A 20,736-nucleotide genomic window follows, 5' to 3' on the forward strand; every position below is an offset into this window, starting at 1 on the left:
TCGCAACAACCCGGTTGATGACCTGAATTGAATGACCATGACCTCCCAAAATCTCCTCGTCGAACTGTTCGTTGAAGAACTGCCACCCAAGGCCCTGAAAAAACTGGGCGAAGCCTTTGCTGGACAACTCGCCGAACAATTGCGCCAACTGGGCCTGGCGGTTGCCACATCGCAGGTGACCGCCTTTGCATCGCCGCGCCGGCTGGGTGCCCACATTACCGACGTTGCCGCCAAAGCAGCCGACAAGTCGGTGCAGCAAAAACTGATGCCGGTCAGTGTCGGGCTGGATGCCAACGGGCTTGCCACCCCCGCTCTGCTGAAAAAACTGCAGGCCCTGGGTGCCGACGCATCAGACCCGGTTTTTGCCGTGGCAGCCTTGCGCAAGGCACCCGACGGCAAGGCCGACGCACTGTTTTACGACAGTCTGGTCGGTGGCGCCACCCTTGATATCGGCCTGCAACAGGCACTGGAGACCACTCTGGCGCGGCTGCCCATTCCCAAGATGATGAGTTACCAGCTCGAAACCGATTGCGAACTACCAGGCTGGAGCAGCGTCAACTTCGTACGCCCGGCCCATGGACTGGTCGCGCTGCATGGCAGCACCATTGTGCCGGTGCGGGCGCTCGGGTTGACTGCCGGACGACGTACCCACGGTCACCGTTTTGAAGCCAGTCTGGCCGACATCGACCTGGCCGACGCCGACCAGTACGCCGCAATGTTGCGGCGTGACGGCGCGGTCATTGCCAGTTTTGCCGAGCGCCGCGCGGACATCGTTGATCAGCTCGCGCAGGCGGCCCGGCGCCTGGGGCCGGGTTATCAGGTGTTGCAGGACGATGCCCTGCTGGATGAAGTGACCGCATTGGTCGAACGCCCCCATGTTCTGTGCTGCGCATTTGAGTCCCAGTTCCTTGAAGTGCCGCAAGAGTGCCTGATTCTGACCATGAAGGCCAATCAAAAATACTTTCCGCTGCTCGATACACATGGCAAACTGACCCGGCATTTTCTGGTGGTGAGCAACATCAACCCGGCCGACCCCAGCGCTGTGATCGAGGGCAACGAGCGGGTGGTGCGCCCGCGCCTGAGTGACGCCAAGTTCTTTTTTGACCAGGACCGCAAAAAATCACTCGCCTCGCGCGTGGCCGGGCTGGACAAGGTGGTGTACCACAACAAGCTGGGCACCCAGGGTGAACGCACCGAGCGTGTGCGCGCCATTGCGGGTTCCATTGCACGCCATCTTGGCGACGATGCCCTGGTCAGTCAGGCTGATCTGGCGGCCCAGTTGGCAAAAACCGACCTGCTGACCGACATGGTAGGCGAGTTTCCGGAGCTGCAAGGCATCATGGGGGCCTATTACGCCCGACACGACGGACTGCCCGACACGGTCGCTCACGCCATTGAAGACCATTACAAGCCGCGTTTCGCTGGCGATGAACTGCCGCGCAACACGGTCGGTCTGGTGGTTGCGCTGGCCGATAAGCTCGAAACCCTGACCGGCATGTTCGGCATCGGCAACCTGCCGACCGGCGACAAAGACCCATTTGCGCTGCGCCGCCATGCTTTGGGCGTGATCCGTATGCTGGTCGAGCGCGATCTGGCCCTGCCGCTGCGGGACCTGATTGCGCTGGCGCTCCCGGCTTTTGGCAACAAGATTACGGACGCCAGTGTGGCATTGACCGATTTCTTCTACGACCGGCTGGCAGGTTCTCTGCGCGAGCAGGGCTTCAGCGCACTGGAGGTGGACGCAGTGCTGGCGCTGCAGCCACAGCGGCTGGGTGACATACCCAAACGACTGGCTGCCGTGCGTGCGTTTGCGGCGCTACCTGAAGCACCGGCGCTGGCCGCAGCCAACAAACGTATCAGCAACATTCTGAAAAAGGCCGATGCAGCCGCGGTGGCCGATGCTCATGTCAGCGAACTGTTACTACACGAGCCCGCTGAAATTGCGCTCAATCAAACCATGAAGGCGCTCAGCCCACGCGCTCAGGTCCAGTTTGACAGCGGTGATTTCGCTGCCTCACTGCAAACGCTGGCCGGTTTGCGCAAGCCGGTGGACGCGTTCTTTGATGGTGTGATGGTCAACGCCGAGGCGCTCGATCTGCGACTCAACCGCCTGGGTCTGCTCAAGACACTGCACGAAGCGATGAACCGGGTAGCCGATCTGTCGCGGCTGGTCGCCTGAGCACCAACGCCCAATCTCCCAACAGAGGCAACGCATGAACTCGCTCAAACTGGTGATCGTCGACCGTGACGGCACCATCAACCAGGACAGCGCCGAATTCATCAAGTCGGCCGACGAATGGCACGCCCTGCCCGGCGCTCTGGAGGCGATCGCCCGCTTGAACCACGCAGGTTGGCATGTGGTGGTGGCATCCAATCAGTCCGGGCTGGGCCGTGGACTGTTCGAGGTGTCTGACCTCAACGACATGCACACCAAGATGCACCAGCAACTGGCCGCACTCGGTGGCCGCATCGACGCGGTGTTTTATTGCCCCCATGCTGCGGCTGACGCGTGCCATTGCCGCAAGCCCGAATCTGGCCTGTTCGAACAGATTGCCGAGCGTTACGGCATCAGCCTTAAAGGTGTCCCGGTCGTCGGCGACGCCCTGCGCGACTTGCAGGCCGGGGTGGCGATGGGGTGTGAGCCGCATTTGGTGCTGACCGGCAAGTCCTTGGGCTACCGTGGCAGCGCACTTCCGGAAAGCTTTCCGGTCAACACCCAGGTGCACACTGATCTGGCCGAGTTTGCCGAGTTTCTGCTCGCACGCGAAGCGCAAATGCTGGCATGAGCAAGGTCTGCTGATGGCCTGGATCCGGTCCGTGTTGCACATGGTATGGATGGTGGTGACTGTCATTCCCTGGACGCTGGCGGTACTGCTGACCTCCATCGTGGCCTCGCGCACGACCACCTGGTGGGTGGCCGTGAACTGGTTCCGTGTGGTGATGCTGGGTACGCGCTGGATTCTTGGGGTGCGCATGGAGGTGCAAGGCATGGAACATCTGCCGCTGGGCAAGACCAGCGCCGCGGTGCTTCTTGCCAAACACCAGTCGGCGCTGGAGACCCTGTGGCTTCCCACCCTGATGACGCACCCACTGGCCTTTGTGTTCAAACGCGAGCTGCTCAAAATTCCGTTTTTTGGCTGGTCGATGGCGCGGCTGGACATGATCCACATCGACCGTGAGTCACGCGCCGCCGCCATGAAACACGTGATCGAGCAGGGTCGCCGGCTGTTGGCACAAGGCAACTGGGTGCTGATGTTCCCTGAAGGCACGCGTATCCCGCGCGGTGAAGAGGGCACGTACCAGACGGCCGGCACCCGTCTGGCGGTTGAAACCGGCGCGCCGGTGGTGCCGATTGCGGTGGCCACCGCGCGCTGCTGGCCACGGACTGGTTTTGTCAAATACCCCGGCGTGGTACGGGTGTCCATCGGACCCCTGATGCCCAGCCAGGGACAGGATCCCAAGGTCCTGATGCGCCAGGCGCAGGCCTGGATCGAAGCCGAAATGCGCCGTATCGACCCCGAAGCCTACCCTTAAGCCACAACCCGCGTCACCATGCTGCCGCTGTTGCGCTACACCCTCGATTTATTTGAGTCTTTTCAGGCTCAAGCGCATACTCCTGCAAGCGTCGGTGCTATTGAAAAATCACTTGATACGGCGCCATCGTCTGCCCCTGCCATCGCACTTACAGACCTGTCCTTCCAGTCCACACCCGGCATATGTGCGCCGCTGAAACACCCCAAAGCCAATCGTGAAAGCACGCTCAACGGTACACGGGTGGCGTATCTGTTCCAGCGCAGTCGTCGCCGCAGCGTGGGCTTCAGCGTTGGCCCTCAAGGGCTGACCGTTCGCGCGCCGTCATGGCTGACCCTGCGTGATGTGGATGCGGCCATCCAAACGAAAACTGACTGGATTCTGCGCAAAATGCAAGAAGCCAGCCAGCGCGAAACCCAACGGTCGCAATCCACCATTGTTTGGCGTGATGGTGCGCACTTAAGTTACTTGGGTCAACCGCTGCAGATCAGACTCGACCCGGAGCACCGGCTGTGTGCAGCGCACTTGTTTGTCCTATCCGCTCAGGGGGATCCGGGGCCGTGTGCCGTTTTATGCATCAGCTTGCCGCACCACGCCACTGCCGAGCAGATTCGTGATGCGGTTCAGGCCTGGATGCTGCGCCAGGCGCGCCAGATTTTTCAGCAGCGGCTTGATCACTTCGCACCGCTGCTGGGTGTGCAGTGGAAAAAACTCGGCCTCAGCGGGGCCGACACACGCTGGGGCAGTGCCAGTCGCGATGGTTCGATTCGCCTGAACTGGCGATTGCTGCATTTCGACATGGCACTGATCGACTATGTGGTGGCCCATGAGCTGAGCCATTTACGCGAAATGAACCACAGCCCACGCTTCTGGGCTAACGTTGGCTCGCTGCTACCCAACTATGCACAGTTGCGCCTGAGGCTCAAAACCCAGGCTGCGCCACCATGGTGATATGGGGCGGGCGCTGCACAATGGCTGACAGCGCCCGGGTTTGATCGCCTTAGAACCTGTGGCGCACACCCACGCCGTAACTGGTGCCTGACGTCAGTGAGGTGATCTTGTCTTGCATCAGCATGGCATAGACGTCAGTGCGCTTGGACAGGTTGTAGTCATAACCGACCGTCATGGTGTCACGCTTGGCACCACCTGAAATCTTGGTACTGGCAAATCCGGCCAGCAACTTGCCACCACCCAGGGGTGCCGCTGCGCCGACCGATGTCGTTTTGCGATCCGCCACACCTGTAGCGTCGGAGCTGGCCACGCCATAGGTCAAATAGGCTTTCACAACACCAGCGTCGTACGTGCCACCCAACATCCAGTCAGTACGGGTGTCGCTCAGTGCGGCCGACGCAAAGGGATTGCTGATCTGGTCACGCTCCCAGAAGGCGGTCAGGCCCACCGGCCCTGCCGAGTAGAAGACATTCAGACCAATGTTGTGCTTGCTGCTACCGGCAATCTCACCCAACTGGTAGTGAAGGTTGCCTTTCAATCCGCCAAAGGTCGGGGTTGAGTAAGTGATTTGATTGGACCAACCGGTATCTGCAGGCACTGTCCCCAGCCAGTAACGCGCCGTGGTTGGGCCTAAGGGCACGCTCGCATGCAGCACCAAAGGCGAGAACGTGTAGGAGTCGCCGAACGGGTTGAACAGGATGGTGGGCAAGAAGTTGGGCGCCTTGCTGCGACCGAGCGTCAACGCACCCCAACCACCCGACAGACTCACATTCGCATCGCGTGAAAACTGCTGCTCACCAAAACGCCCGGTGGCACCTGTGTCGGTCTGAAAAAACGAGGTGAATAAAAAGCTCGCCTTCATCCCGCCGCCCAGATCCTCTGATCCGCCCATACCCCACCAGGAGGTGGTCATGCCGCCGCTGTTCAATTTGGTGACGCTGCTGGCTTCTCCCGCCATGCGCATAGAGCCAACATAGGCATCAACCAGGCCCATCAGTTGAACCGAACTTTGTGCCTGGGCGGTCAAAGCACAGAAAGACACACAGGCTGCGGCGACGAATGATTTTTTCATGATGAATCTCAAGGTAGTAAATGAAATTTTGAGTGCATGGAGCGTGAATCTAACCAACGCGCCATAAAATGTCAATGCAAATTTCATGCCAAGGTTTCCGATGAGATCCGAAAATTCTGCCTCAACGGGGTGTCGGCGCTTCTTTTGCGGCGTCATGCTGGCTCCCGTCTGGGTTGCGCAGTGCTCGAATACCAATTCCGATATCAATATCAAGTCTGTTTTCTCGTTGTGATAGACCGCGACCAGCCGCTTTGCCGGCCGGATAACGGAAATTCGATATTCATTCTTTGCACGACAGCCGACATCGAGGTCGAGGCGGGTTTGGCCAGGGCCGATTTCTGGCGCCCCACGTGGCCCCCCGTCCATACCCGCCTCTGCGCCCGTACCATCGCTGAGTCAAGGCAGTCGCCGCGCAAACCACTCCGGCAACCAGAGCCGCCAATTTGTGCGCCATAATCCGCGATCATATTGACGTTAACGTCAACGTCAAGCGCCTCTATCGCCTTCAACATGCCTCAAACTTACAGTATCAGCGACCTGGCCAAGGAGTTCGACTTGACCACTCGGGCCATGCGCTTTTACGAAGACATGGGGTTGCTGCAACCTGAACGCAGTGGTCCCGGTGGACGCAGCCGTGTTTACAGTGGCCGCGACCGCACTCGCCTCAAACTGACCTTGCGTGCAAAACGCCTGGGCTTGAGTCTGACCGAGGCCAAAGACATCATCGATATGTATGACAGTCCGCGCGACACCGGGCCACAACTCGAAAAGTTCTTGCTGGTCATCGCGCTGCACCAAAAGCAGCTGGAAGCCCAGATGAAAGACCTGCAAGCGAATCTGGACGAACTCAAGGTGCACCAGCGCGAAGCGCGCGCCTTGTTGGCAAAAATTGAAAAATCGGCTGTCGAACCTATCCATAACGCAACGGGAACCTCCAATGACTCCGCATGATGTCCTCTGGACCCGCGTGCAGAACAGCCTGGACCGCCAAGGGATGATGCGCCACTTGGGCGTGCGCCTGCTGCGGGTGGAACCCGGGCTGGTAGAACTGGCACTGCCTTACTCGGACAAGGTCACACAACAACAGGACGGCTTTCACGGCGGTGCCATGGGTGCGCTGGCCGACATTGCCGGTGGCTATGCGGGTCTCACCATGGCTGCAGACGGCATGGAAGTGACCACCGTTGAATACAAAGTCAATTTTCTGGCGGCCTTTCGCGACGGCGAACTGCGTGCCATCGGCCGCGTGGTCAAGGCCGGGCGGCGCATCATTGTGACCACCGCCGAACTGGTGCATGTCGACGCCCAAGGCACGCAGAACCCCTGCGCGGTGATGCAGCAAACCCTGATGCCCGTGCCAAAAACCTATTGAAAAGCAAACCCAGGAGACACCCCCATGAGCAACCTGCCCGGACTCAACTTTCAACTCGGCGAAGACATTGATGCACTACGTGATGCCGTGCGTGAATTTGCCCAAGCCGAAATTGCCCCACGCGCCGCCGAGATCGACCGCAGCGACCAGTTCCCGATGGATTTGTGGCAGAAGATGGGTAGCCTGGGTGTGCTCGGCATCACGGTGGGTGAAGAATATGGCGGCGCCAACATGGGCTACTTGGCACACATGATTGCCATGGAAGAAATCAGCCGGGCCAGTGCCTCGGTCGGTTTGAGCTACGGTGCCCACAGCAATCTGTGTGTCAACCAGATCAAGCGTAACGGCACCGAGGCCCAGCGCGCCAAGTATCTGCCCAAGCTGATCAACGGCGAGCATGTGGGCGCGCTGGCCATGAGCGAGCCTGGTGCCGGGTCTGACGTGATCAGCATGAAACTCAAGGCGCAAGACAAGGGCGGCTACTACCTGCTCAACGGCAGCAAGATGTGGATTACCAACGGCCCGGACGCCGACACGCTGGTGGTGTATGCCAAGACCGAGCCCGAACTAGGCGCGCGCGGCGTGACGGCTTTTCTGATTGAAAAGGGCATGCCCGGGTTCAGCATTGCGCAAAAGCTTGACAAGCTGGGTATGCGCGGCAGCCACACTGGCGAGCTGGTGTTTCAAAACGTGGAGGTGCCCGAGTCGCACATCCTGGGCGGCCTGAACATGGGTGCTAAGGTTCTCATGAGCGGGCTGGACTATGAACGTGCGGTGCTCACCGGCGGCCCGCTGGGCATCATGCAAAGCGTGATGGACAACGTGGTGCCTTACATCCACGACCGCAAGCAGTTTGGCCAAAGCATTGGGGAGTTCCAGCTGATCCAGGGCAAGGTGGCCGACATGTACACCGTCCTGCAAGCCGGGCGCAGCTTTGCCTACACGGTGGCCAAGAACCTGGACCTGCTCGGCACCGAGCATGTGCGCCAGGTGCGCAAAGACTGTGCCTCGGTAATTTTGTGGTGCGCTGAAAAAGCAACCTGGATGGCCGGCGAAGGCGTGCAGATTTTTGGTGGCAACGGCTACATCAACGAGTACCCGCTGGGCCGTCTGTGGCGCGACGCCAAGCTGTACGAGATTGGTGCCGGCACCTCGGAAATCCGGCGCATGCTGATTGGGCGGGAGTTGTTTGCCGAGACTTGCTAACCGGCATGCGCATTCGCGGCGAGGGCGCCGCTCCTATAGAACAACCTGGGCTGTTTCACGTTGATACCGCGACGGTTTCCTCGCTGGGCCTGCATATAATGACCACAATGTAATTACAGTTCATGCCATGCAAACCCATATTGTCCCCATTGGTAACTCCCTGGGCCTGCGTCTGCCCAAAGCTGTGTTGAACGCCTTGCACTTGGTGCGCGCCTCTGAACTAAGCATCACGGTGCAGGCCGACAGCATTGTGCTAACACCCGTTCGCGCACCCCGCGCGGGGTGGGCAGCCGCTTTTGCAGCTGCGCCCGCCGCAGCAGATGAGTCACTCTGGGGTGAGGTGCCGCTCACCGAAGCCTGGGACGACTAGCCGTGGCTGGCAAAGCCTTTCCTCGCCAGGGCGAGATATGGTGGGTCAACCTTGACCCCACGGTAGGGCAAGAAATCAGCAAGCGGCGCCCAGCTTTGGTGGTTTCACCTGACGACATGAACGCGCATTTGGGAACGGTGCTGGTGGCCCCAATCACCAGCACCCACAAACCCTGGCCGACGCGTCTGTCGGTTCAGTTACAACAACAGAGCAGCTCGGTGGCGTTGGACCGGATGCGCTCGTTCGATCGCAGCCGCCTGGTCAGCTTGATTGAACACATCGACCCCGAGCCCGCGCTGGCCATCTTGCGCGACATGTTTGCCAGCAGTGCGGCCACATCACCATGACCATGACCACATCCACATCACTCCAACACCTTTTCGACAATAACCGGGCCTGGGCGGCGCGCATGGAGCAGCAACGTCCCGGCTTTTTTACCCAACTCGCCAAGCAGCAGGCGCCAAAGTACCTGTGGATTGGTTGTGCTGACAGCCGCGTGCCAGCCAACGAAATCACCGGGCTCGACCCCGGCGAGGTGTTTGTGCACCGCAATATTGCCAATGTGGTGGTGCACTCGGACCTCAACGCGCTGTCGGTCATCCAGTTTGCGGTGGACCATCTCAAGGTTGAGCACATCATGGTGGTGGGCCACTACAGTTGCGGCGGTGTGCTCGCAGCACTGCGAGGAACCCGCGTGGGCCTGGCCGACAACTGGCTGCGCCATGTGCATGATGTCAAGCTGCGCCACCGCAAGCGGCTGGACCACCTGACGATCGCGCAGCAGCAAGACACCTTGTGCGAGATGAATGTCATTGAGCAGGTGGGCAACGTGGCCTTGACCAATGTGTTGCAAGATGCCTGGGCGCGCGGCCAGAAGGTGACGGTGCATGGCTGGTGTTATGGCCTGGCCGACGGTCTGGTGAAAGACCTTGGCGTCAGCATGCAGGGCAGCGACGAGGTGATGCCGGTGTTTCAAAACGCCTTCAAACGTTATCCGCGCCCGGATTCGCTTTGATGCCGCGCCGGTTGACCTGGCAACGCAATCGGTTTTTCTTGACGTTGAGCTAAAAGCCAAACAAGTTCACGCTGCTGGACCGCCAAGCTTCGCATGCAGTAGCCAGGTCTTGAATGCCGAGGCCGCGGCACTGAGCTTTTTTCCCGCTGGGCACACCACATACCAATGTCGGATGAGCGGGAAACCCTGCACATCGAGCTGAACCAGTTCACCCAGCGCCAGTTCAGACACCACCGTCGTGCTCGACAGCACGGCCAACCCCAAGCCACCGGCCACGGTTTGTTTGATGGCTTCGGTGCTGCTGACTTCCAGCCGGTTCTTCAGTGTGATGCCATGCCCGCCAAAGAACCGCTCGGTCGTCAGGCGCGTGCCTGAACCGGGCTCGCGCAGCACGAAGGGCTCCTGCGCCAGCCGCTGCGCGGGCACCTCACGCTGCCCGGCCAGCGGGTGCCCGGGGGGTGCCACCATCACCAAACGGTTTTCGGCAAAGTGTTCGCTTGCCACGTCCATGTGTGCGGGCGCTTGGCCCATGACGTACAGGTCATCGGTATTGGCTGCCAGGCGCTGCAACAAGGTCTCGCGGTTACCGACAAACAGCGTTGCTTCAATGCCAGGATGCTCGGCACAGAACTCCGCCAACACCTTGGGAACCGTGTATTTAAGCGTCGTCAGGATGGCGATGCTTACGCTGCCTTTTTCGATGCCATGCAGCGCCGCCAGTTCTTGCGACAGGCGCTCCATGCGCTGCTCGATGTCCTGGCAGGTCTGCGCCACGGCCTGACCCGCCCGGGTCAAAAAAATCTTCTTGCCGATTTGTTCAAACAACGGCTCCCCCACGGTTTCAGCGAGTTGTTTGACCTGTAACGACAGGGTGGGGGGCGACAAGTGCAACGCCTCGGCGGCGCGCGCAAAGCTGCTGTGACGGGCAACCGCCGAAAAAATGCGCAATTGGTGCAAGGTGGCGTGGCGCAGTGGCATGGGATTAATTGTTTTAAAAAGTTAAACGTTATCGTTAAAACATTTTACTTTTATTTATTCAACATGCCATCAACAATCCGTCCCAGTTCAGAGCAACCCACGCTAAACAGCCCCGCTTTGAGCCGATAAGCGATCCCTTTTTTTACCACCTCGACAAGGAGACAGCATGGCAAAAGCCTACAACGCCGGCGTGAAGGAATACCGGCAAACCTATTGGACCCCGGAGTACACGCCAAACGATACCGACATTCTGGCCTGTTTCAAAATCACCCCGCAGCCGGGTGTCTCGCGCGAAGAGTGCGCCGCTGCGGTGGCGGCCGAGTCGTCCACCGGCACCTGGACCACAGTGTGGACCGATCTGCTCACCGACCTTGATTACTACAAAGGCCGCGCCTACCGCATCGAAGACGTGCCCGGTGACGACACCTGCTACTACGCCTTCGTGGCCTACCCGATTGACCTGTTTGAAGAAGGTTCCATCGTCAATGTGTTGACCTCGCTGGTGGGCAACGTGTTTGGCTTCAAGGCCTTGCGGGCTTTGCGTCTGGAAGATGTGCGCTTCCCGATTGCCTACGTCAAGACCTGTGGCGGCCCACCGCATGGCATTCAGGTCGAGCGCGACATGATGAACAAATACGGCCGCCCGCTGCTGGGCTGCACCATCAAGCCCAAGCTCGGTCTGTCGGCCAAGAACTACGGCCGCGCCTGTTATGAGGGGCTGCGTGGTGGTCTGGACTTCACCAAGGACGATGAAAACGTCAACAGCCAGCCCTTCATGCGCTGGAAGCAGCGTTTTGACTTTGTGCAGGAAGCCATTGAAAAGGCCCAGCGCGAAACCGGTGAGCGCAAGGGTCACTACCTCAACGTGACCGCGCCGACCCCCGAAGAGATGTACAAGCGCGCTGAGTACGCCAAGGAAATCGGCTCGCCCATCATCATGCATGACTACCTGACCGGCGGCTTCTGCGCCAACACCGGGTTGGCCAACTGGTGCCGCAACAACGGCATGCTGCTGCACATCCACCGTGCCATGCACGCCGTGCTCGACCGCAACCCGCACCACGGCATCCACTTCCGGGTGCTGACCAAATGCTTGCGTCTGTCGGGTGGCGACCACCTGCACTCGGGCACCGTGGTGGGCAAGCTTGAAGGCGACCGCGAAGCCACCCTGGGCTGGATCGACATCATGCGTGACAAGTTCATCAAGGAAGACCGCAGTCGTGGCATCTTCTTTGACCAGGACTTTGGCTCCATGCCGGGCGTGATGCCGGTGGCCTCGGGCGGCATTCACGTGTGGCACATGCCAGCGCTGGTCAACATCTTTGGCGACGACTCGGTGTTGCAGTTTGGCGGCGGTACCTTGGGCCACCCGTGGGGCAATGCGGCCGGCGCTGCAGCCAACCGCGTGGCAGTCGAGGCTTGCGTCAAGGCGCGCAACGAAGGTGTGGCGGTTGAGAAAGAAGGCAAAACCGTGCTGATGGACGCGGCCAAGCACTCGCCCGAACTCAAGATCGCCATGGAAACCTGGAAAGAGATCAAGTTCGAATTTGACACCGTCGACAAACTCGACGTTGCCCACAAGTAATTACCCCGCTTCGGGCGGGTGAGACCCATCCAACCGAAGCCTCGTCCCTAACATCTGAAAGGAAAAAACATGTCTGAAGTAATGGATTACAAGAGCCGCGTGAGCGATCCGACGAGCCGCAAGTTTGAGACTTTTTCTTACCTGCCGGCCATGACCACCGAGGAAATTCGCAAACAAGTGGCTTACCTGGTGAGCAAGGGCCTCAACCCCGCCATCGAGCACACCGAGCCGCAGTATTTGATGGATTCGTACTGGTACATGTGGAAACTGCCCATGTTCGGCGAAACCGACGTGGACAAAATCCTTGCCGAATGCGAAGCCTGCCGCAAGTCCAACCCGGATAACCATGTGCGCTTGATTGGTTATGACAACTTCAAGCAGTCGCAAGGTGCCTCGATGGTGATCTTTAGAGGCAAGACGGTCTAACGCCACTGCAACGCAACTGGCCCCGGCAGCTTTTGCGCCGGGGCCACTGTGCAAGATCGCCCGTTCTTACGATGACAGGCCTCTTTCACAGTGGCGCTGCCGGCAACACCAGTGCAGTACCAAATCCGCGTACTTTGATTGGAGACAAAAAATGAATGACATCCTGGAACCCTACCGCGTCACGCGTCAGCCCTACTACCGCCCTGTGGCCGATGAGGTTGAACTGTTTGATGCCGCCTATGACGTGCGTATGCCGATGATGCTCAAAGGCCCCACCGGCTGCGGCAAGACGCGTTTTGTGGAATTCATGGCCTGGAAACTGCAAAAGCCGCTGATCACCGTGGCCTGCAACGAGGACATGACTGCCTCTGACCTGGTAGGGCGCTTCTTGCTCGATGCGCAAGGCACGCGCTGGCAGGATGGGCCATTGGCTATGGCCGCACGCTTTGGTGCGATCTGTTATCTGGATGAGGTGGTGGAGGCGCGCCAGGACACCACCGTGGTGATTCACCCGCTAACCGACAACCGGCGCATCTTGCCACTAGAGAAAAAGGGTGAGCTGGTGCATGCGCACCCGGATTTTCAGGTGGTAATTTCCTACAACCCGGGCTACCAAAGCCTGATGAAAGACCTCAAGCAGTCCACCAAGCAGCGTTTTGGCGCGCTCGATTTCAGCTACCCGGCGCATGAGATTGAAACCGAAATCGTCGCCCACGAAACAGGTGTCACGTCCGAGGTGGCGGGCAAACTGGTGTCGATTGCCGAGCGTGCCCGCAACCTCAAGGGCCACGGCCTGGACGAGGGCATCTCGACGCGCATGCTGATTTACGCGGGCAATCTGATTCGCAAGGACGTGGCGCCGCAGGCCGCCTGCCGCGTGGCACTGGTGCGCCCGATCACCGACGACCCCGACATGCGCGATGCCCTCGATGCAGCCGTCGCCACCTTTTTCTGATGCTGTGTCGTACGGCCAGCTAACCGGAGGGCGTCATGTCCGTTCATCTTGACGACTATCAACAGTGGCTTGATGAGCTCAAGCCCGAGTCGCGCACGCTCATGCTGCACACCTGGGCCGACGCCACCCGCGTGTTCTCCGCCCGCGGCCTGGACAACTATGTCAAGGGTGCTGCGGCGCTGCACGGGCTGGGCAAGGGTGCCAGCCTGGTCAATGCCTGGATCGAGTCTGCACCGCAAGTCGCCAAAGAGGTTGGCGAAGACGTGGTGCCTGACCTGGTCACCGAGGCACTGATGCTGGCCTCCAAAACCTCGGGCGCGGTGATTGAGCTGGTGCTGGCTACCGCACCCACCGCAGCAACCCGGCTGGCCGATGGCGAACTGTTTTTACAGTACCTGCAGGTGATCAGTTCACTGGTCAACCAGGCACCCCGCGCTTTGCGGCCGATGCTTGACAAAATTGATGTGCTGTTGGGCCAGCTCACCCTGGGGGGCTTGCGCCGCTGGGCCAACTGGGGCGCGCAGGCGCATCGCACCCAGTACGAGGAGCAGATCAAATACTTTGGCCTGAACTCCAAAGAGTCGCTGGCGATTTTGCAACAGGAGCGCAAGGGCACCCTGCTGGTGGATGTGCAACGGCGCATCAACATGTATTTGCGTGCGTTGTGGGGGCGAGACTTTTTCATGCGTCCCACCTCGGGCGACTTTGAGTCACGCGAGGGCTACCAACCCTATATTGAAGACTACCTGATTCACCTGCCCGATGCCTTTGACGCCGCCCAGGGCCAGCAGGGTACGGTGAGTGCACTGGAGCTCTACCGTGCCAGCGCCGCACACGCGGCAGCGCATCTGGTCTATACCCGCCAGCCAATCTCAGCCGAGGCGCTGAGCCCCTGGCAGATGGCACTCATCGGTGCCATCGAAGACGCGCGGGTGGAAGTGCTGGCCTGCGCCAAGTTCCCAGGCTTGCGCCAGCTTTGGTGCAGCCTGCACACCAGCACCGCAGCGCAGCACCAGTCGGCCGGCGACTACCTGAACCGGTTAGCGCGCGCCCTGCTGGAACCCGACTACCCCGATGCCCATCCGTGGATCGCCCAAGGGCGTGCCTTGTTTGCCCAGGCGTTGCCGGGTGTGCTGGCACAGCCGTTTGACAACACGGTGTCATGGGACATCGGTGTGGCGCTGGCCCACAGTTTCAAGGACGTTGGCCCCGCTTACCACCCGCGCACCGATGTGCAACGGGCGCCCTACCGCGACGACAACCGCTATTTCTGGGCCTTTGAGGCATTCGACCTGGATCGATCATTGGCCGCGGGCTACCACGAGCCACAGCAGGTGCGCAAATACGTCAACCTGATGGAGATGGCCAACGAAATCGATGTCGAGACCGCTGGCGACGACGCGCAGGAAGTCTGGGTGCTGGCCACGGAACTGTTCCCTTACGAAGACATGGGCGTGTCCTTCAACGACTCCGAAGGCAAAGAGCCCCTGGTGCCACCCAGCCATTACGGCGAATGGGATTATTTGATCCAGTTGGAGCGCCCGGCCTGGGTCACCGTGCAGGAACGGCGCGTCAAGTTGGGCGATCTGGTCTTGATTGACGCCATTGCGGCCGAGCACAAACGTGTCATCTCACGCATGAAATATCTGCTGGATGCGATGCAGCCGCAAGGCGTGCAGCGCCTGCGCAAGCTTGAAGACGGTGACGACATCGACCTCAACGCGGCCCTGGACGCGCTGGTCGGTATGCGCATGGGGCAACAACCCGACCCACGCCTCATGATGCGCAGTGTGCGCAAAACACGCAATATCTCGGTGATGGTGCTGCTGGACCTGTCGCACTCCACCAATGACCGGGTGGCGGGGCAAGATCACACCGTGCTGGCACTTACGCGCCAGGCGTGTGTGCTGCTGGCCGACGCGATTGGTAAGGTGGGCGACCCGTTTGCTATTCATGGGTTTTGCTCAGACGGCCGGCACGATGTGAATTACTGGCGTTTCAAGGACTTCAACCAGCCTTACGACGATCAGGTCAAGGCCCGCCTGGCCGGCATGACCGGCCAGCTTTCCACCCGCATGGGTGCTGCCATCCGTCACGCCAGCACCGCCTTGAAGGCGCAACGCTCAGCCAAGAAGCTGCTGCTGGTCATCACCGATGGCGAGCCCGCCGACATTGATGTGCGCGACCCCCAGTACCTGCGCCACGACACCAAAAAGGCGGTGGAGGAAGCCAGGCGCAGCGGCATCATCACCTACTGCATGAGCCTGGACCCGCGTGCCGACCAGTATGTGTCGCGCATTTTTGGCGCGCAGAACTACATGGTGGTGGACAAGGTGGAGCGTCTGCCAGAGAAACTGCCGCTGCTGTATGCCGGCTTGACGCGATGACCGTCTGAACCTGCGATCATCTCCCCACTCAACTTTTACACCGAGCCACAACCCATGCAAACCTATGCCGGTCTGGACCACGAAGAAAACGGCGGCATGACCATGATTGGTCGCACCATCCGGGACGCCTGGCTGTTTGGCCTGCTGCCAGAAAATGACACGTTCGCCGGACGCAGTGCCGCTGATTTTCAGATGCTGCTCGATGCCGTTTCCAAAGCCTGGGAGCCCTATGGCAACTTGCCCAGCCGGCTACCGCCTGCGCTGGCTGAGAAGCACCACTGGATTTACGATGCCGCGATTCAAAAAGCGCGCGCAGCGGGTTGGGACCCGGAGCTTGCTAACGACGACTGATGTTCCGTCTCGGCCGCGCGCCATGGGGTGCCCGCGTTTATCGATAATGGGGCTTCTCATTAACGGTAGTGATTGCCATGTTCCCCACCCGACTCGATTCCCGGCTGGCCTACGATATCGCCAAAGCCATGATGGATGGCTTTAACCGCCATTACCAGTTGTTCCGCACCGAATCGGCGCGCGCCAAGCACCGATTTGAGACGGCCGATTGGCCGGCCCAGCAGCGCGCCCAGCGCGAGCGCATCGAGTTTTACGACCTGCGCGTGCGCGAATGCTCGAACCGGCTGGAACGTGAGTTCAAGGCTGGCGAGCAGCCCATGGAAATCTGGCAGCAGGTTAAGCTGCACTACATCGGCTTGCTGGTCGACCACCACCAGCCCGAACTGGCCGAGACCTTTTTCAACTCAGTCACCACCAAGATCCTGCACCGCAGCTATTTTCAGAACAGCTTTATCTTCTTCCGCCCGGCGGTCAGCACCGAATACATCGAAAACAGCGAGTCGGAGACGCTGCCCACCTACCGTGCGTATTACCCCACCGAGTCCACCCTGCAAGCAGTGCTGATGCAACTGGTGCAAGACTTTGACCTGCACCGCGAGTTTGAAGACCTGGCGCGCGACACCGCACGCGTGGTCGCCGTGATGGCGCCGATGCTGGAGAAGGTCAAGCTGCACGCCAACTTCCAGTTTCAGGTGCTCTCCAGTCTGTTTTACCGCAACAAGGGCGCGTATGTGGTGGGCAAGTTGATCAATGGCTTTAGCGAAGTGCCGTTTGCCCTGCCAATTTTGTACAACAAAGAAGAAGACCGCCTGCGTATCGACGCGGTGCTGCATGGCGAAGACGACATGCATGTGCTGTTCAGCTTTGCCCGCGCCTATTTCATGGTCGATATGGAGATTCCCAGCGCCTATGTGCAGTTCTTGCGCAGCATGATGCCGCGCAAGCCGCGCAACGAGCTCTACAACGCACTCGGCCTGGGCAAGCAGGGCAAGACACTGTTTTACCGCGACTTTTTGTACCACCTGCGCCATTCCACTGACCAGTTTCGCATTGCGCCGGGCATCAAGGGCATGGTCATGCTGGTGTTTGATTTGCCCAGCTTTCCCTACGTGTTCAAGGTCATCAAGGACTTTTACCCGCCGCCCAAAGAAACCACGCGCGAGCAGATCAAGAGCAAATACCTGCTGGTCAAGCAGCACGACCGTGTGGGGCGCATGGCCGACACGCTCGAATACAGCGGTGTGGCCTTTCCTCGCGACCGCTTTACCGACGAGCTGATTGCCGAAATCGAGAAATTTGCCCCCAGCCAGCTTGAGATCAGCGACCGCGACGGCGACGGCAAACTCGAAGTCATCCTGCGCCACGTCTACATCGAGCGGCGCATGATTCCGCTCAACATCTACCTGCAGGACGCGTTTGACGCCGGCGGTGCCGACCCGGCCAACACCAGCCCTGAGGCTCAGCGCGCGCGTGAACAGCTTGAGCGTGGCGTGATCGAATACGGCAACGCCCTGAAAGACCTGATTGCCGCCAACATCTTCCCCGGCGACATGCTGTGGAAGAACTTTGGCATCACCCGCCACGGCAAGGTGGTGTTTTACGACTACGACGAGATCGAGTACATCACCGACTGCATCTTCCGCAAGGTGCCCGCACCACGTTGCGAAGAAGACGAGATGTCTGGCGAGGTCTGGTACACCGTTGGCCCCAAAGACGTGTTCCCCGAGACATTTGGCCCTTTCCTGCTGGGCAACCCGGCGGTTCGCGAGGTATTCATGAAGCACCATGGCAACCTGCTGGACGCCGCATTTTGGCAAAAAAACAAGGACCGGATTCTGGAGGGGCACATGTTTGATGTGTTTCCCTACGACCAGAACAAGCGCTTTTTGCCCGATACAGCCAAGTCGGAGTTGCCGGATTCGATTTAATTGACAATATTTTTCATAGCTTTCAGCGCATACCCAATAAGCGCTGGAGGCACTTTTCTATAGAAAGACCTGTATGTCAGACCCAATTGTGATTGTTAGCGCCGCCCGCACCCCGATGGGCAGTTTTCAGGGTGACTTTTCAACGCTGGCCGCGCACGACCTTGGGGGCGTCGCCATCCGGGCCGCAGTTGAACGCGCCGGTATTGCGCCGGAGTTGGTCAACGAGGTGTTGTTTGGTAACTGCCTGATGGCCGGCCAGGGGCAGGCACCGGCGCGACAGGCGGCTTATAAGGGCGGCTTGCCCAACAGCGCTGGCGCCGTGACCTTGAGCAAGATGTGTGGCTCGGGCATGCGTGCGGCCATGTTTGGTCACGATATGTTGGTTGCTGGAAGCGCCAACGTGGTGGTGGCAGGTGGCATGGAGAGCATGACCAACGCGCCCTACCTGCTGCAAAAGGGCCGTGGCGGCTACCGAATCGGCCATGACCGCATTTTTGACCACATGATGCTCGACGGGCTGGAAGACGCCTATGAGGCCGGTCGCTCGATGGGAACTTTTGGCGAAGACTGTGCCGCCAAGTTTGGCTTTACCCGCGATCAACAGGACCAATTTGCCATCACCAGCGCCAGCCGCGCACAAAACGCCACGGCCACCGGAGCTTTTGCCACCGAAATCGCTCCGGTAACAGTGAGCGGGCGTGGCGGTGACAAGGTGATCAGCATCGACGAAGGCCCCGGGCGCATCAAGCTTGACAAAATCCCCACGCTTAAACCCGCATTCAAAAAAGACGGCACCATCACGGCGGGCAGCAGCTCCAGTATCAACGACGGTGCAGCGGCCATGGTGCTGATGCGCGAAAGCACCGCCGCCGAGTTGGGATGCAAGCCGCTGGCACGTATCGTGGCCCACGCAGTGCATGCGCAAGAGCCGAACTGGTTCGCCACTGCGCCAGTTGGTTCGGTGCGCAAGGTGCTCGCGCGTGCCGGCTGGTCTGTTGTGGATGTTGACCTGTGGGAGGTCAACGAAGCCTTTGCCGTGGTGGCCATGGCGCTGATGCACGATCTGAACCTGAGCCACGATATCGTCAACGTCAACGGCGGCGCCTGTGCGCTGGGTCACCCGATAGGAGCCAGCGGCGCACGCATCATGGTCACCTTAATGTATGCACTTCAGGCGCGAGGTCTGAAAAAGGGCGTGGCCACGCTGTGCATTGGCGGCGGCGAGGCGACCGCCGTGGCGCTCGAAATGCTCTGATATATATAGCTTTAAACCCATGATAACCTGTGCTCAAGAGCTATGTTCTTGACGCTTTGCCCCCCCGAGTTGACTAACGAGATAGATCCATGCTGTTGACCCAAGACCAGGAAATGATCCGCGAAGCGGTGCGCAACTTTGCCCAAGCCGAACTGTGGCCGAATGCGCCGCAGTGGGACAAGACCCACACTTTTCCCAAAGAGGTCCACCATGGCCTGGCCGCACTGGGTTGTTACGGCATTTGTGTGCCCGAAGAGCTTGGTGGCGCTGGATTGGACTACCTGTCACTGGCACTCGTTTTGGAAGAGATCGCGGCCGGTGACGGAGGTACGAGCACAGCAATCAGCGTCACCAATTGTCCGGTCAATGCCATTTTGATGAAGTTCGGCAACGCCGGGCAAAAGAAGCAGTGGCTTGAACCTCTGGCGCAAGGGCAAATGCTGGGCGCATTTTGTCTGACCGAGCCGCATGTTGGGTCCGATGCGTCGGGTTTGCGCACCACGGCTACAAAGGACGGCGATAGTTATGTCATCAACGGCGTCAAGCAGTTCATTACCAGTGGCAAAAACGGTGACGTCGCGATCGTGATTGCCGTCACCGACAAAGGCGCTGGCAAAAAAGGTATGAGCGCATTTCTGGTTCCCACCGACGCTCCGGGCTATGTGGTGGCGCGCCTCGAGGACAAGCTCGGCCAGCACAGCAGCGACACAGCGCAAATCAACTTTGAAAACTGCCGCATCCCCGCCGAAAACCTGATCGGCACCGAAGGCCAGGGCTACGGCATTGCGCTAGGCGGCTTGGAGGGTGGCCGCATCGGCATTGCGGCGCAAAGTGTGGGCATGGCGCGAAGCGCACTCGAGCAGGCCATTGCGTACGCCAAAGACCGCACCAGCTTTGGCACCACAATCTTCAACCACCAGGCAGTGGGTTTAAGACTGGCGGAATGTGCAACCCAACTCGAAGCGGCACGTCAACTGATCTGGCACGCCGCCAGCCTGCGGGATGCCGGTCGACCATGTCTGAAAGAAGCCGCGATGGCCAAGCTCTTTGCCAGCGAGATGGCAGAAAAGGTATGCAGCGCAGCGCTACAAACGCTGGGTGGCTATGGTTATGTGAGCGACTTTCCGCTGGAACGTATCTACCGCGACGTGCGCGTGTGCCAGATTTATGAGGGCACCAGCGATGTACAGAAAATCATCATTGCGCGGGGATTGGCCTGAGTCTTCGTTTGCGTTTTCTTTAAAGAATTTCAAGCTCTAAAGAAAACGCCCAATCGTGTGGATTGGGCGTTTTAAGGCATAGGGAGCCTGACGATGACCTACTTTCACACGGGAATCCGCACTATCATTGGCGC

At 59.6% G+C, this 20,736-nt stretch carries 20 protein-coding genes; 18 read left to right on the forward strand and 2 right to left on the reverse strand.

Features of this window, described 5'->3' with window-relative positions; translation table 11 throughout:
* The first annotated feature begins 37 nt into the window (after positions 1-37).
* From glyS to KBF66_RS09290, 4 genes are read left to right on the forward strand one after another with little or no spacing between them, the layout of a single operon-like run.
* Positions 38-2,179, forward strand: a complete 2,142-nt coding sequence (gene glyS, locus KBF66_RS09275; protein WP_296655471.1) for a glycine--tRNA ligase subunit beta — start codon at positions 38-40, stop codon at positions 2,177-2,179.
* A gap of 34 nt (positions 2,180-2,213) precedes the next feature.
* A complete protein-coding gene (gene gmhB, locus KBF66_RS09280; RefSeq protein WP_296655474.1) occupies positions 2,214-2,786 on the forward strand; it encodes a D-glycero-beta-D-manno-heptose 1,7-bisphosphate 7-phosphatase in 573 nt (190 codons plus the stop codon).
* Between the two features lie 13 nt (positions 2,787-2,799).
* Positions 2,800-3,534: a lysophospholipid acyltransferase family protein gene (locus KBF66_RS09285; RefSeq protein ID WP_296655477.1), complete on the forward strand. Its 735-nt coding sequence runs from the start codon at positions 2,800-2,802 to the stop codon at positions 3,532-3,534.
* Between the two features lie 18 nt (positions 3,535-3,552).
* Positions 3,553-4,482: a SprT family zinc-dependent metalloprotease gene (locus tag KBF66_RS09290; protein WP_296655479.1), complete on the forward strand. Its 930-nt coding sequence runs from the start codon at positions 3,553-3,555 to the stop codon at positions 4,480-4,482.
* Between the two features lie 49 nt (positions 4,483-4,531).
* On the opposite strand, the gene KBF66_RS09295 is transcribed toward KBF66_RS09290, so the two are convergent.
* Positions 4,532-5,554, reverse strand: a complete 1,023-nt coding sequence (locus tag KBF66_RS09295; protein ID WP_296655481.1) for a porin — start codon at positions 5,552-5,554, stop codon at positions 4,532-4,534.
* 510 nt (positions 5,555-6,064) lie between these two features.
* Between KBF66_RS09295 and KBF66_RS09300 the strand changes: the two genes are divergently transcribed.
* The 6 genes from KBF66_RS09300 (at position 6,065) to can (ending at position 9,517) form a co-directional block, all read left to right on the forward strand.
* The gene (locus KBF66_RS09300; RefSeq protein WP_296655483.1) at positions 6,065-6,505 is read left to right on the forward strand and encodes a MerR family DNA-binding transcriptional regulator; all 441 of its coding nucleotides are present in this window, start codon (positions 6,065-6,067) and stop codon (positions 6,503-6,505) included.
* Positions 6,492-6,926 (forward strand): PaaI family thioesterase, encoded by a 435-nt coding sequence (locus KBF66_RS09305; RefSeq protein ID WP_296655486.1) that lies wholly within the window; start codon positions 6,492-6,494, stop codon positions 6,924-6,926. The genes KBF66_RS09300 and KBF66_RS09305 overlap by 14 nt, the downstream gene beginning before the upstream one ends.
* A 24-nt stretch (positions 6,927-6,950) precedes the next feature.
* Positions 6,951-8,132 carry an isovaleryl-CoA dehydrogenase gene (locus KBF66_RS09310; protein ID WP_296655488.1) on the forward strand — a complete coding sequence of 394 codons (1,182 nt, stop codon included), beginning with the start codon at positions 6,951-6,953 and terminating at the stop codon, positions 8,130-8,132.
* 127 nt (positions 8,133-8,259) lie between these two features.
* Positions 8,260-8,502 carry an AbrB/MazE/SpoVT family DNA-binding domain-containing protein gene (locus KBF66_RS09315; protein ID WP_296655491.1) on the forward strand — a complete coding sequence of 81 codons (243 nt, stop codon included), beginning with the start codon at positions 8,260-8,262 and terminating at the stop codon, positions 8,500-8,502.
* A 2-nt stretch (positions 8,503-8,504) separates the two neighbouring features.
* Positions 8,505-8,849: a type II toxin-antitoxin system PemK/MazF family toxin gene (locus KBF66_RS09320; RefSeq protein WP_296655494.1), complete on the forward strand. Its 345-nt coding sequence runs from the start codon at positions 8,505-8,507 to the stop codon at positions 8,847-8,849.
* Positions 8,850-8,851: 2 nt separating this feature from the next.
* Positions 8,852-9,517 (forward strand): carbonate dehydratase, encoded by a 666-nt coding sequence (gene can, locus KBF66_RS09325; RefSeq protein WP_296655519.1) that lies wholly within the window; start codon positions 8,852-8,854, stop codon positions 9,515-9,517.
* Positions 9,518-9,583: 66 nt separating this feature from the next.
* On the opposite strand, the gene KBF66_RS09330 is transcribed toward can, so the two are convergent.
* Positions 9,584-10,495 (reverse strand): LysR family transcriptional regulator, encoded by a 912-nt coding sequence (locus KBF66_RS09330; protein ID WP_296655496.1) that lies wholly within the window; start codon positions 10,493-10,495, stop codon positions 9,584-9,586.
* Between the two features lie 166 nt (positions 10,496-10,661).
* Between KBF66_RS09330 and KBF66_RS09335 the strand changes: the two genes are divergently transcribed.
* From KBF66_RS09335 to KBF66_RS09370, 8 genes are all read left to right on the forward strand, one after another.
* The gene (locus tag KBF66_RS09335) at positions 10,662-12,080 is read left to right on the forward strand and encodes a form I ribulose bisphosphate carboxylase large subunit (protein WP_296655498.1); all 1,419 of its coding nucleotides are present in this window, start codon (positions 10,662-10,664) and stop codon (positions 12,078-12,080) included.
* A gap of 69 nt (positions 12,081-12,149) precedes the next feature.
* The gene (locus tag KBF66_RS09340) at positions 12,150-12,506 is read left to right on the forward strand and encodes a ribulose bisphosphate carboxylase small subunit (RefSeq protein ID WP_296655501.1); all 357 of its coding nucleotides are present in this window, start codon (positions 12,150-12,152) and stop codon (positions 12,504-12,506) included.
* A 151-nt stretch (positions 12,507-12,657) separates the two neighbouring features.
* Entirely contained in the window at positions 12,658-13,461 is an 804-nt protein-coding gene (locus KBF66_RS09345; RefSeq protein ID WP_296655503.1) for a CbbQ/NirQ/NorQ/GpvN family protein, read from the forward strand.
* 35 nt (positions 13,462-13,496) lie between these two features.
* Positions 13,497-15,848 (forward strand): nitric oxide reductase activation protein NorD, encoded by a 2,352-nt coding sequence (locus KBF66_RS09350; protein ID WP_296655506.1) that lies wholly within the window; start codon positions 13,497-13,499, stop codon positions 15,846-15,848.
* A gap of 54 nt (positions 15,849-15,902) precedes the next feature.
* Positions 15,903-16,199, forward strand: a complete 297-nt coding sequence (locus KBF66_RS09355) for a hypothetical protein (RefSeq protein WP_296655508.1) — start codon at positions 15,903-15,905, stop codon at positions 16,197-16,199.
* 77 nt (positions 16,200-16,276) lie between these two features.
* Positions 16,277-18,127 (forward strand): bifunctional isocitrate dehydrogenase kinase/phosphatase, encoded by a 1,851-nt coding sequence (gene aceK / locus KBF66_RS09360; RefSeq protein WP_296655511.1) that lies wholly within the window; start codon positions 16,277-16,279, stop codon positions 18,125-18,127.
* Positions 18,128-18,200: 73 nt separating this feature from the next.
* A complete protein-coding gene (locus KBF66_RS09365) occupies positions 18,201-19,382 on the forward strand; it encodes an acetyl-CoA C-acyltransferase (protein WP_296655513.1) in 1,182 nt (393 codons plus the stop codon).
* 89 nt (positions 19,383-19,471) lie between these two features.
* The gene (locus tag KBF66_RS09370; protein WP_296655514.1) at positions 19,472-20,602 is read left to right on the forward strand and encodes an acyl-CoA dehydrogenase family protein; all 1,131 of its coding nucleotides are present in this window, start codon (positions 19,472-19,474) and stop codon (positions 20,600-20,602) included.
* Positions 20,603-20,736 lie beyond the last annotated feature (134 nt).

This window comes from Rhodoferax sp. (assembly GCF_018063565.1).
Taxonomy (GTDB): domain Bacteria; phylum Pseudomonadota; class Gammaproteobacteria; order Burkholderiales; family Burkholderiaceae_C; genus Rhodoferax.